An 11793-nucleotide genomic window follows, 5' to 3' on the forward strand; every position below is an offset into this window, starting at 1 on the left:
GAGGCAAGCTGGCCCTTCCTCCCCCCGCGCCTCAGCCTTCGCACTTGGGCGGCAAGGCGAACAGGTCGATGAAACGCTGCGCCAAGGCCGGATCGCCTTCGATCTTCAGCTTGCCCCCGGCTTCGGCAGGGCTTTGCTTGCCGTAGAAAACGGGCAGGAAATCGGTCGCATCCGGCGCCGTGAAGCGCAGGTCGGGCGAAGTCATCCCCTCCCCGATGGGGTGAATCGCCAGGTCACCCTCACGCAGACGCCCTGCAAAGTGCTGCTCGCCCACGTTGAACGCGATCCACAGCTCCAACCCGCTCGCCCGGGCCGGAACGATCATCGTGCGCAAGGAAAGCATCAGCGCAACGGGCGTCAACGGAAGTGTGTGGTCGTGCAAGGGCGAGCGCACCGCCCAGCGGCCGAGTTCCTGCAACACCGGCTCGAGCGCCCTGCCCCAGTCGGTCAGGCCATAGACTTGCGCGGAAACCGGCGGCTTGCGGAACGATCGGGCGACAATCCCGTTCGCCTGCAGCGTCTCCAGCCGCTCGGTCAGCACCTTGGCGCTTAGGTTGGGGAGCGCCTGGCGCAGTTCGCTGAAGCGGCGGGCGCCCAGCATCATTTCACGCACGATCAGCAAGGACCAGCGCTCGCCGATCAGCTCCATGGCGAAGGCCGCGCCGCAGGCATCGGCGTACCACCGGCCATGCGGTCCCTCGTCACTACTCACCGCAACTTTCGACCCTTTGGTATCTTTTTGTAACTTCATAGTTGCTTTTTGTAACCCTCAAGCACACCCTTGCGCAAGCTCGATTCGCCATAAAGCGCATCGAAAGCCAACACGGACTGCCCCCGCCGTTCGTCGACATACAGGAGAGTACGGATGCCGATTCGCCCCGATGCCGAAATCGAGATCACTGCCTTCGACTGGGTCCCTTCCTTTGCTCGCGGTTTCGTGCGCGACTTGCGCCCGCGCTGGGCCTGCGAGGAACTGGGCCTGCCCTATCGCGAGCGGCTGATCAGCGCAATGAAACGGCCCGAATGGTATTACGACGACCAACCCTGGGGCCAGGTGCCGTTCCTGCGCGACGGTGAAGTGTGCCAGTTCGAAAGCGGAGCGATCCTGATCCACCTGGCCGAGAGAGGCGGCGGTCTTCTCCCGCAAAGCGGGCAAGCCCGCGCGTCGACGCTTTCATGGCTGTTCGCTGCGTTCAACAGCATCGAGCCGATGGTATTCGAACTCAACAATGTGGAGACTTTCTCCGCCAAGTCCGACTGGGCGCCCCTGCGCCGCCCCTCACTGCTGGAAACCGTGGCCAGGCGGCTCGACCGGCTCGAAGCGCGGGCGCCGCAGGACGGGTGGATCGCCGGCGAATTTTCCATCGCCGATATCGCGATGGTCACGGCCCTGCGCGAACTGGCCGGACGCGGACAGCTCGATGACCGCCCCGGCCTCGCCGCCTATGTCGAACGGGCCACTGCACGTCCGGCGTTCCAGACTGCATTAAAAGCACAACTGGACGTTTTCGATGCCCATGCCCCGGTCGAACCCGCAGGAGCCTGACATGACTTATGTCGAAGGATTCGTGATCGCGGTGCCCATCGCGAACAAGGCCAGCTTCATCGCCCATGCCGAGGAATTCGACGCGCTGTTCGTCGAAAAGGGCGCCAGCCGCGTCGTCGAATGCTGGGCTGAAGACGTTCCGCACGGAAAGCAGACCGATTTCTATCGCAGCGTCGCGGCCCGGGACGACGAGGCGGTCGTCTTCAGCTGGATCGAGTGGCCCGACAAGGCCACCCGCGACAAGGGCATGGACGCCGTCATGGCCGATCCGCGCATGGACATGAACAACAATCCCGTCCCCTTCGACGGGGCACGGATGATCTTCGGCGGCTTTACGCCCGTCGTCGACATGGGAGCGTGACCATGACCAATCCTACAGGAAGCTTCATCTGGTACGAACTGATGACGACCGATCCCGATGCGGCGGCGCGCTTCTACGGCAGCGTCGTGGGCTGGACGGTTGCGGCAGGTACGCCTGACCAGACCGGCGGCATGGATTACCGCATGTTCGAGCGTTCCGACGGCGGCAATGCGGGCGGAATGCTCAAATTGACGGACGAGATGGTTGCCGGCGGCGCACGGCCCACATGGCTGCCCTATCTTCATACGCCCGATGTCGACCGCGAAGTGGCCGAGATCGAAGCGGAAGGCGGCAAGGTGATGATGCCCGCAAGCGACCTGCCCGTAGGCCGCATTGCGATGGTCACCGATCCGCAGGGCGTCCCGATCTACCTCATGGCCCCGATCCCGCCTGCGGATAAGCCCGATGCCGCCAGCGACGTCTTCTCCGTGTCCGAAAACCAGCACGTGCGCTGGAACGAACTGGCCAGTCCCGACCAGGCCGCATCGATGGACTTCTACGCCCGTCATTTCGGATACGCATTCAACGAAAAGATGGCGATGGGCGAGATGGGCGACTACTGCTTCATCGATCATCACGGCGTCACCCTGGGCGCAATCATGCCGCAGATGAACCCGCAGCAGCCAACCTTGTGGCTGTTCTATTTCGGGGTGCCCTCATTGCTCGCCGCAAAGCAGCGGATCGAAGATGCCGGAGGGCAGATCATCATGGGGCCGCACGAAGTTCCGGGCGGCGAATGGATCGTGGTCGGTCTCGATCCTCATGGCGCCCCGTTCGGTCTGGTCGGCCCCAAGGGCGAATAAGCGAATAGGCATTGACGCGCGGCACATGTTCTACGCATGTTCCCCTAAAGCCTTGGCGTCTTGAGGAGACCGGACAGTGGCCGATTATACCTTCTTCACCAACCCGATGTCGCGCGGACAGATCGCCCGCTGGGCCCTGCACGAAGCGGGTGCGGACTATGACCAGGTCCTCGTTGACTGGAAGGACAAGCCGGCCGCATTTCTTGCCGCCAACCCGATGGGCAAGGTGCCGACCCTGATCCATCATGCCGAGGATGGCGACAGGGTCGTGACCGAGGCTGCAGCGATCTGCCTCTACCTCGCCGAAATGCATCCCGAGGCGGGCCTGCTGCCCAACGATTCGGAGATGGCCGACTACTATCGCTGGACTTTCTTCGCCTCGGGGCCGGTCGAGCAGGCGATCACTTCGCGCAGTCTCCGCTTCGAACCGACGCCGGAGCAGGAGGCGATGGCCGGTTGGGGCAGCTTCGATCGCACGATGGACGCACTCGAAGCGCATCTCGACAACGTGCGCTGGGTCTGCGGGGACCGCTTCACTATGGCCGACGTCTATGTCGGCAGTTCGGTCGACTGGGGCCTCAATTTCGGCGTGATGCCGCCCCGCCGGGCTTTCGTCGGCTATGCCGAGCGGGTCCAGTCGCGCCGGGCCTACAAGGCAGCCAAGGCGGTCGACAATGCCCTGATAGCGGAGATGAGGAAATGACAGCGAAGAACCGCACCGGCCTTGCGCGCGAAGGCAAGGCTTATGAGGGCGCGCAAAGCGGAGCGGAAGCGTGAGCGTCGAGCTGAACCACACGATCGTATGGTCTTCGGACAAGAATCATTCGGCGAGGTTTGTCGCGGATATTCTCGGCCTGCCCGAGCCGGGCAGTTTCGGACGCTTTCGCGTCCTTGAACTCGCCAACGGAGCATCATTGGACTTTGCCGACAGAGAGGGCCCAATCGCGCGGCAACACTATGCCTTCCTGGTCAGCGATGAAGAGTTCGACGCCATCTTCGCCCGCATCAAGGAAAAGGGCATCCGCTTCTGGGCCGATCCCGGCCAGGAACAACCCGGGCAGATCAATCACAGGTTCGGCGGCCGGGGCGTCTATTTCGAAGGGCCTGACGGCCACAACCTCGAAGCCCTGACTGCTCCTTACTCAGAAGCTGAAGCATGAGTCTCGCGCTCTACGGTCACCCCTTTTCGTCCTATACCTGGAAGGCGATGATCGCGCTTCACGCCGCGCAGATCGCCTTCGACTTTCGCATCGTCGACCCAGACCATCCCGAAAATGGAGAAGTCGTCCAGACGACGGGGCCGCTCGGCAAGTTTCCGGTCCTCGTCGACGGCAAGACCCGCATTTTCGAAGCGACATCGATCGTCGAGCACATCGCGTTGCATCACGCGCCCGATGCAGCTCTGCTTCCCTTCGATGCATCCGAAGCCGCGCGGGTGCGGATGATGGACCGGGTCTTCGACAATTACGTCATGGCCCCGATGCAGGCCGTGGTCGACGAATACCTGCGCGCGCCCGAGAATCCCGACATGGCGCGCGTGGCCGAACAGCGCGGACGGCTGGACCGCACGTACGGCTGGCTGGAAGCCTGGCTCGGATCCTACGAATTGCCCGAAAGCGTGACGCTGATCGAATGCGCGGCGGCGCCTTCGCTGTTCTACGCCGACTGGGTGCATCCCATCGCCGATGGCATGTCGCGGCTCAAACGCTGGCGCGCTCACCTGCTCGCCCTGCCCCCGGTCGCCAAATGTGTCGATGCCGCCCGGCCTTATCGCGCCTTTTTCCCGCTCGGCGCGCCCGACCGGGACTGAATCGAAACCGGACTTCCAAAAGGAGAGAGATCGATGTCCGAGGCATCCAATGAGCTGTCGGTAACCCGTTTCATTGCCGCGCCGCCTGCCAAGGTCTGGGAAGTCATGGCCGAGCGGCAGGAAGAATGGTGGTGCCCCAGGCCATGGCGCGTCGAGGTGGACCAGCAGGAACGCCGCCCTGGCGGCGCCTGCCGGATGACCATGTACGGCCCCAATGGCGAAGTCGCCCCGCAGGTCGGCATCTACCTCGCCTATGACGAGGGCGAGCGCTTCGTGACTACCGATGCCGTCGTCGGGGACTTTCAGCCATCAGGCCCTTTCATGATCGGAATCTGGGAAATCGCGCCCGAAGCAGACGGCACGCGCTATACCGCCAGGGCCCGCCACTGGAGCGAGGAAACCCGCCGCAACCATGAGGAAATGGGCTTCATCGAGGGCTGGAATGCCTGCGCCGCCCAGCTTGCCGAGATCTGCGAAGCCGAAGCAGCCTAAGCGCAATTGCGCTTAGGCGAAAGCGGCCGCCCGGCGCAGCAACTGGTAGGCCTCGACCACCACCTGCAGGCGCGCCTCGTGGCCGCGGTCACCGCCGTTATGGTCGGGATGATACTTGCGCAGCAGGCTCGTGTAGCGCTGGCGCAGCTCCCGGCGGTCGATGTCCGCGTTCAGCCCGAGCACGTCGAGTGCGCGCCGCTCGTCCGGCGTGAAGCGATGGTTCTGGGGGCCCATCCCAGCCTGGCTGCGCCGCACATGCGCGCGGGCCCTGCCGCTGATCGCCTCCAGCGGATCGGCAAAGTCGGCCCAGCGCGGCACGCCGTCCACCCCGGCGTCGGGCCGAAAGGCGCGGGTATGCGTTTCCCATCCGTGTAGCGGCGACTGGGCGCGCAGGATCTCTTCGGCCTCCATGCCCTCGAAATAGTCGTAGCCCGCATTGAACTGCCGCACGTGCTCCAGGCAGAACCAGCGGTAGTCTCCCGGGCCGTCAAATCCCGAGGGACGAGCCCCCGGCGCCCGGAATTCGCCCGCATGCTCGCACCCGGGCCAGCTGCATTCGCGGCCCGCGGTTTCGTGTCTTCCATGAAATCTGCTGTACTTCACCCGCTTCAAGATGGACTCGGATGCGCCTAAATGGAAGACATGAACGGACCGATAGCACAGGAAATGCGGCAACTGCTCACAGCGGCCTTTGCCCCCACCCATCTCGAAATCACCAACGATTCCGCCAGTCACAGCGGTCATACGGGCGATGACGGCAGCGGCGAATCGCACTTTACCATCGTGATCGAGAGTGAGCGCTTCGCCGGCGCTTCGCGCCTGCAGCGCCAACGCCTCGTCAATGCGGCGCTGGGCGACATCCCGGGTCAACGGGTCCATGCGCTGGCGATCAAGGCCCGCGCACCCGGGGAGTAGGTCCAGGCCCCTAGGCCCGGCATCCGGCCGGATCGGCGACAAGGCAGCAAGGTCCTCGCGGGCCTCTGAATGAACAACCGGGGCGATGGAGGCAGGCCATCCAGACGATCGCGCCGCATCGCCCCTCCATCGCGTGTTGCCCTTTGCCGCTGCCGCGCCTAAATGCGCGCCCTATGCCAAATCCGCTGACATTTGCCGTGCCCAAGGGCCGTATCCTCGACGAAGCGCTGCCGCTGATGGCGCGCGCCGGTGTGGTGCCCGATGCGGAATTCCACGACAAGAAGTCGCGCGCGCTGTCTTTTGCCTGCGAAGGCAGCGACATGCGCCTGATCCGTGTGCGCGCATTCGACGTTGCCACGTTCGTCGCTCATGGCGCTGCGCAAGTCGGCATCGTCGGCTCGGACGTGGTCGAGGAATTCAACTATTCCGACCTCTATGCCCCGGTCGATCTCGACATCGGTCATTGCCGCCTCTCGGTTGCCGAGATGGCTGACAAGGTCGGTGGGCCGCTGCCCTCGCACTTGCGCATCGCCAGCAAGTATCCGAATCTCACCCGCCGCCACTTCGAGAAGCTGGGCGTGCAGGCCGAAGTCGTGAAGCTGAACGGCGCGATGGAACTCGCCCCGACGCTGGGCCTTTCGAGCCGCATCGTCGATCTCGTCTCCACCGGGCGCACGCTCAAGGAAAACGGTCTGGTCGAGACCAGCCGCATCCTCGACATTTCCGCGCGCCTGATCGTCAACCGCGCCGCCCTGAAGACCGACGAGCGTGTGGCCTCGCTGGTCGAGCGTTTCCGCGCACTCGTTGCCGAAGGCGCCGGAGCGCCCGCCTGATGCTGCGCCTTTCGACACACGATGAAGGCTTCGCCGAAGCCTTCCGGCGCGTCGTCGCCGACCGCCGCGAAAGCGCGGTCGATGTCGCCAAGGACGTTGCCGAAATCCTTGCCGCCGTGCGCGAACGCGGCGACGCTGCGCTGTCCGAATACACGCAGCGCTTCGACGGGCACGACCTGGAACGGAGCGGCTGGCAGGTCGACGCCGAAACCTGCCGTGAGGCCTTCGAAGCGCTCAAGCCCGAGCTGCGCGAAGCCCTTGAACTGGCTGCGACCCGCATCCGCGCCTATCACGAAGCGCAGCTTCCCGAGGATCGCGACTACACCGACGCGGCCGGCGTGCGCCTCGGCGCAACCTGGCGCGCGGTCGACGCTGCGGGCCTCTACGTCCCCGGCGGACGCGCGGCCTATCCTTCATCGATGCTGATGAACGCGATTCCCGCCAAAGTCGCAGGCGTCGAGCGTCTCGTCGTCGTCACCCCCACCCCCAAGGGCGAAGTAAACGCGCTTGTCCTCGCCGCCGCGCACCTGGCCGGCGTGGACGAGGTGTGGCGCGTGGGCGGTGCTCATGCCGTTGGCGCTCTGGCCTATGGCACCGGGCGGATCGCCCCGGTCGACGTGATCACCGGGCCGGGCAATGCCTGGGTCGCCGAAGCCAAGCGCCAGCTCTACGGGGTTGTCGGCATCGACATGGTTGCCGGGCCGAGCGAAATCCTCGTGATCGCCGACGCAAAGAACGAACCGCGCCGAATCGCCGCCGACCTGCTGAGCCAGGCCGAACACGATCCGACCTCGCAGTCGATCCTGATCACCGACGACGCTGCCTTCGCCGATGCCGTGGCTGCGGCCGTCGAGACCGAACTGGCAGCATTGGCAACCGAGCAGACCGCCCGCACCAGCTGGAACGACAACGGGGTGATCGTCGTCGTCGGCAGCTTCGACGAGGCCCCTGCCCTCGCCAATGCACTGGCGGCCGAACACGTCGAGATCGCCACGGACGATCCCGAAGCGGTGATGAAGCAGATCCGCCACGCCGGGTCGGTCTTCCTCGGACGCATGACCCCCGAAGCGGTCGGCGACTATGTCGCGGGTCCCAACCACGTGCTGCCCACCGGACGGCGCGCACGGTTCTCCTCGGGCCTCTCGGTCCTCGATTTCATGAAGCGCACCAGCTTCATCCAGCTCGACCAGGCGGCGCTCGAGGCCATCGGCCCCGCCGCCGTCGCCCTTGCCGATGCGGAAGGGCTCCCCGCGCATGCGCGCTCGATTCAAGTAAGGCTTGGCCAATGACCGCCCGTAACAAAGCCCGTGCCGCCGCCCGCCTCGCCGCGGTGCAGGCACTCTACCAGCATGACATGGAAGCGACGCCGCAAGCCTCGCTGCTCGACGAATTCCATCGCCATCGCCTCGGCATGGAGATCGACGAGGACCAGTACGCCAAGGCCGAGACCGCCTTCTTCGACGACGTCGTCAAGGGCGTGATCGCGCGCCGCGACGAGATCGACGAGATCCTCACCGGCAAGCTGGCCGAAGGCTGGTCGCTCGCCCGCCTCGACAAGACCATGCTTCAGATCCTGCGCTGCGGCGCATGGGAGCTGATGGCCCGTGCCGACGTGCCGACCGGCGCCGCGATCAGCGAATATGTCGACGTCGCCCACGCGTTCTTCGAGGCGCGCGAGGCGAAGTTCGTCAACGGCGTACTCGATTCGGTCGCCAAGGCGGTTCGCTGAACCCTCGACAGGATCGGCGTTCATCGTCATGCTGCTGGTGTGACAAGCGAATTTGCCTTCATCGAAGCGCTGCGTGCGATTGCCACAGATCCGGCCGCGCGCGGGCTCGATGACGATGCTGCCGTAATCGAAATCGGCGAGGAAAAGCTGGTCCTGACCATGGATACCGTGGTCGAAGGCGTGCATTTCCTGCCCGCCGATCCGCCGGCCGACGTCGCGTGGAAGCTGGTCGCCGTCAACGTCTCCGACCTGGCGGCGAAAGCCGCTCAGCCGCTTGGCTGCCTCTATTCCCATGCACTTGGCGAAGACGCCTGGGACGCGGCGTTTCTCGTCGGCCTGAGGGCAGCTGCCGATCACTTCGCGCTTCCCCTGCTGGGCGGGGATACGGTGCGAATGCCCGAAGGCGCACCGCGCAGTTTTTCACTCACGGCGCTGGGTCGCGGGCCACATGGCTGCCCGGTCCCCTCGCGTTCGGGCGCACGGCCGGGCGACCGGGTATGGGTCAGCGGGACGATCGGCGATTCCGGGGTCGGGCTCGCGCTCCTCGGCGGCAAGTTGAATGCGGCCACGCTCTCAGCCGAAAACGCCCGCTGGCTAAGCCAACGCTACCGCCGCCCTTCCCCCGTTCCCGCACTCGGCGCTGCGCTTGGCCCGATGGTCAATGCGATGATGGACATTTCCGACGGCCTTCTCGTCGATGCGCGGCGCATGGCGGGCGCAAGCGCGGTGCGGATCGTCCTTGGCCTCGAAAGCGTGCCGCTTTCGCGCGCCTTGCGCGAGACCGCCGGACAGGACCGCGCTGCCCGGATCGCCGCAGTCACGGCAGGCGACGACTACTGCCTGCTGTTCACCGCGCCGCCGGAAAGAACTGCCGGAATTCGCGAAGTGGCAGCAGGCCTTGGATGCGAGGTCAATGCCGTCGGCGTCGTCGTCAAGGGCGATGGACTGACGCTCATGCACGACGACGAACCTGTCCCCCTGCCCGAGCGCCTCGGCTACCAGCACTGACATTGCGACCGCGCACAAGTCGGTGAACAGTACGCAAGCCCTTAGAACATGGCGCTTGCCAGTATCGAGCCTTGTCTATAGCCCTTGCCACTTCGAGCGGGAAAACTCGCCGAAATAGAGGAACTCTTTGGGAAGGGGGCGTTCTGTGAGTCTAGTCACGATCGCAATAGGCCTCGGACTTCTGGCCATTATCTATGGCCTGGAGACCAGTAGGCAAGTTCTGGTCAATTCGACCGGCAATGAAAAGATGCAGGAAATCGCAGCGGCCATTCAGGAAGGCGCACAGGCCTACCTCAAGCGGCAATATTCCACGATTGCACTGGTCGGCATCGTCGTCGCCATAATCATCGCGGTAACCTTGGGCATGATTTCGGCCGTGGCCTTCGTCGCAGGCGCCGTCCTGTCGGGGGTGGCAGGTTTCGTCGGCATGAACATCTCTGTCCGTGCCAACGTGCGCACCGCGGCCGCAGCCCAGGAAGGGTTGCAGCAAGGGCTGACGCTGGCTTTCCGCGCCGGCGCGATTACCGGCATGCTCGTGGCGGGCCTCGCCCTGCTCGCGATTTCGGTCCTGTTCTGGTACCTGACCGGCCCTGCCGGATACAGCGTAGGCGGTGAAGACCGCACCGTCGTCCAGGCCTTGACGGCCCTGGCCTTCGGCGCGTCGTTGATCTCGATCTTCGCGCGTCTTGGCGGCGGTATCTTCACCAAGGCCGCCGACGTCGGCGCCGACCTCGTCGGCAAGGTCGAGGCGGGAATTCCCGAAGACGACCCGCGCAACCCGGCCGTCATCGCCGACAACGTGGGCGACAACGTGGGAGACTGCGCCGGCATGGCCGCCGACCTGTTCGAAACCTACGTCGTCACCGTGGGCGCAACGATGATCCTCACCGCGCTGCTGATGAAGAACCTCGGTGAAGTGCTCATCCAGATGATGTCGCTGCCGCTTCTGATCGGCGGCGTGTGCATCGTGACCTCGATCATCGGCACCTATTTCGTCCGCCTCGGCAAGTCTAACAACATCATGGGCGCCATGTACAAGGGCTTCCTGGTCACCGCCGTGCTGTCGGTTCCGGCGATCTGGTGGTCTATCAGCTTTGCCCTGGGCAGCATGGAAACGCCGATCGGCGATGCCGACTTCAACGGCCGCTCGCTGTTCTACTGCGCGCTGGTGGGCCTGGTAATCACCGGCCTGATCATCTGGATTACCGAATACTACACCGGCACCAACTTTCGCCCGGTCAAGTCCATCGCCAAGGCTTCGGTCACGGGGCACGGCACGAACGTGATCCAGGGCCTTGCCATCAGCCTTGAGGCGACTGCGCTGCCGACGATCGTCATCGTCGCCGGCATCATCGTCGCCCACCAGCTCGCGGGCCTGCTCGGCATTGCCTATGCGGCAACCGCCATGCTCGCTCTGGCGGGAATGGTCGTGGCGCTCGACGCCTATGGCCCGGTAACCGACAATGCCGGCGGCATTGCGGAAATGGCCGGACTGGAAGACGCGGTGCGCGCAAAGACCGATGCCCTCGATGCCGTGGGCAACACCACCAAGGCGGTCACCAAAGGCTATGCCATCGGTTCTGCCGGCCTGGCCGCGCTGGTCCTTTTCGCCGCCTATACGACCGACTTGCGGGAGTTCTTCCCGGGGCTGACCGTCAACTTCAGTCTCGAGAATCCCTATGTCATTGTCGGACTGCTGCTTGGCGCGCTCCTGCCCTATCTCTTCGGAGCCATGGGCATGACCGCGGTGGGCCGCGCGGCAGGTGATGTCGTCGTCGACGTGCGCGACCAGTTCGCCAAGAACAAGGGCATCATGGAGGGCACTTCGAAGCCCGACTATGCCCGCACGGTCGACCTCGTCACCAAGGCGGCGATCAAGGAGATGATCATCCCCTCGCTGCTGCCGGTCCTGGCGCCGATCGTGGTCTATTACGTGATCACTGCGGTTGCCGGGCGCGAGAACGGCTTCGCTGCTCTGGGCGCCCTGTTGCTGGGCGTGATCGTGGGCGGCCTGTTCGTCGCACTCTCGATGACCTCGGGCGGCGGCGCATGGGACAATGCCAAGAAATTCATCGAGGACGGCAACTACGGCGGCAAGGGCTCTGAAGCCCACAAGGCCGCGGTCACCGGCGATACCGTGGGCGATCCCTACAAGGATACCGCGGGTCCGGCCGTCAATCCGATGATCAAGATCACCAACATCGTGGCATTGCTGCTGCTCGCTGCACTCGCCGCAGGATAAAGGTTACCGCACGACGGTAAGCCTGAGGGCCTGTCGGATCATCCGTCAGGCCCT

Annotated in this window: 15 protein-coding genes; 13 read left to right on the forward strand and 2 right to left on the reverse strand. The window is 64.7% G+C overall.

The features are described 5' to 3' along the window. Positions 1 to 31: 31 nt before the first annotated feature. Complete coding sequence (locus tag PP1Y_RS20115) at positions 32 to 751, reverse strand: helix-turn-helix domain-containing protein (protein ID WP_013833856.1); 720 nt, start codon at positions 749 to 751, stop codon at positions 32 to 34. A gap of 114 nt (positions 752 to 865) precedes the next feature. On the opposite strand from PP1Y_RS20115, the gene PP1Y_RS20120 reads away from it, so the two are divergent. The 7 genes from PP1Y_RS20120 (at position 866) to PP1Y_RS20150 (ending at position 5012) form a co-directional block, all read left to right on the forward strand. Then, a complete protein-coding gene (locus PP1Y_RS20120; protein WP_013833857.1) occupies positions 866 to 1546 on the forward strand; it encodes a glutathione S-transferase family protein in 681 nt (226 codons plus the stop codon). 1 nt (position 1547) lies between these two features. Beyond that, on the forward strand, positions 1548 to 1907 hold the full coding sequence (locus PP1Y_RS20125) for a DUF1428 domain-containing protein (protein ID WP_013833858.1): 360 nt from the start codon (positions 1548 to 1550) through the stop codon (positions 1905 to 1907). 2 nt (positions 1908 to 1909) lie between these two features. Continuing rightward, complete coding sequence (locus PP1Y_RS20130) at positions 1910 to 2710, forward strand: VOC family protein (RefSeq protein WP_013833859.1); 801 nt, start codon at positions 1910 to 1912, stop codon at positions 2708 to 2710. A 76-nt stretch (positions 2711 to 2786) separates the two neighbouring features. Then, positions 2787 to 3413 (forward strand): glutathione S-transferase family protein, encoded by a 627-nt coding sequence (locus PP1Y_RS20135; RefSeq protein WP_013833860.1) that lies wholly within the window; start codon positions 2787 to 2789, stop codon positions 3411 to 3413. 70 nt (positions 3414 to 3483) lie between these two features. Further along, the gene (locus PP1Y_RS20140) at positions 3484 to 3870 is read left to right on the forward strand and encodes a VOC family protein (RefSeq protein ID WP_007014982.1); all 387 of its coding nucleotides are present in this window, start codon (positions 3484 to 3486) and stop codon (positions 3868 to 3870) included. After that, complete coding sequence (locus PP1Y_RS20145) at positions 3867 to 4520, forward strand: glutathione S-transferase family protein (protein ID WP_013833861.1); 654 nt, start codon at positions 3867 to 3869, stop codon at positions 4518 to 4520. The genes PP1Y_RS20140 and PP1Y_RS20145 overlap by 4 nt, the downstream gene beginning before the upstream one ends. Positions 4521 to 4553: 33 nt before the next feature. Beyond that, the gene (locus PP1Y_RS20150) at positions 4554 to 5012 is read left to right on the forward strand and encodes an SRPBCC family protein (RefSeq protein WP_007014980.1); all 459 of its coding nucleotides are present in this window, start codon (positions 4554 to 4556) and stop codon (positions 5010 to 5012) included. Between the two features lie 12 nt (positions 5013 to 5024). Here the strand turns inward: PP1Y_RS20150 and PP1Y_RS20155 are convergent, their stop codons facing one another. Then, on the reverse strand, positions 5025 to 5615 hold the full coding sequence (locus PP1Y_RS20155; RefSeq protein WP_038575398.1) for a J domain-containing protein: 591 nt from the start codon (positions 5613 to 5615) through the stop codon (positions 5025 to 5027). A 39-nt stretch (positions 5616 to 5654) separates the two neighbouring features. On the opposite strand from PP1Y_RS20155, the gene PP1Y_RS20160 reads away from it, so the two are divergent. The 6 genes from PP1Y_RS20160 to PP1Y_RS20185 all read left to right on the forward strand — a co-directional run bounded on the left by PP1Y_RS20160 (position 5655) and on the right by PP1Y_RS20185 (position 11739). Continuing rightward, positions 5655 to 5927: a BolA family transcriptional regulator gene (locus PP1Y_RS20160; protein ID WP_173364736.1), complete on the forward strand. Its 273-nt coding sequence runs from the start codon at positions 5655 to 5657 to the stop codon at positions 5925 to 5927. A 173-nt stretch (positions 5928 to 6100) separates the two neighbouring features. Continuing rightward, positions 6101 to 6760, forward strand: coding sequence for an ATP phosphoribosyltransferase (hisG, locus tag PP1Y_RS20165; RefSeq protein ID WP_007014977.1), 660 nt, complete (start codon positions 6101 to 6103; stop codon positions 6758 to 6760). After that, positions 6760 to 8049 carry a histidinol dehydrogenase gene (gene hisD, locus PP1Y_RS20170; RefSeq protein ID WP_013833863.1) on the forward strand — a complete coding sequence of 430 codons (1290 nt, stop codon included), beginning with the start codon at positions 6760 to 6762 and terminating at the stop codon, positions 8047 to 8049. The genes hisG and hisD overlap by 1 nt, the downstream gene beginning before the upstream one ends. Continuing rightward, complete coding sequence (gene nusB / locus PP1Y_RS20175) at positions 8046 to 8489, forward strand: transcription antitermination factor NusB (protein WP_007014975.1); 444 nt, start codon at positions 8046 to 8048, stop codon at positions 8487 to 8489. Before hisD ends, nusB begins: the two co-directional genes overlap by 4 nt. A 39-nt stretch (positions 8490 to 8528) precedes the next feature. Then, positions 8529 to 9497, forward strand: a complete 969-nt coding sequence (gene thiL, locus PP1Y_RS20180) for a thiamine-phosphate kinase (protein WP_013833864.1) — start codon at positions 8529 to 8531, stop codon at positions 9495 to 9497. 145 nt (positions 9498 to 9642) lie between these two features. Next, positions 9643 to 11739: a sodium-translocating pyrophosphatase gene (locus PP1Y_RS20185; protein ID WP_013833865.1), complete on the forward strand. Its 2097-nt coding sequence runs from the start codon at positions 9643 to 9645 to the stop codon at positions 11737 to 11739. Positions 11740 to 11793: the final 54 nt, after the last annotated feature.

Origin of the sequence: Novosphingobium sp. PP1Y (assembly GCF_000253255.1) — a bacterium.
Classification (GTDB): Bacteria; Pseudomonadota; Alphaproteobacteria; order Sphingomonadales; family Sphingomonadaceae; genus Novosphingobium.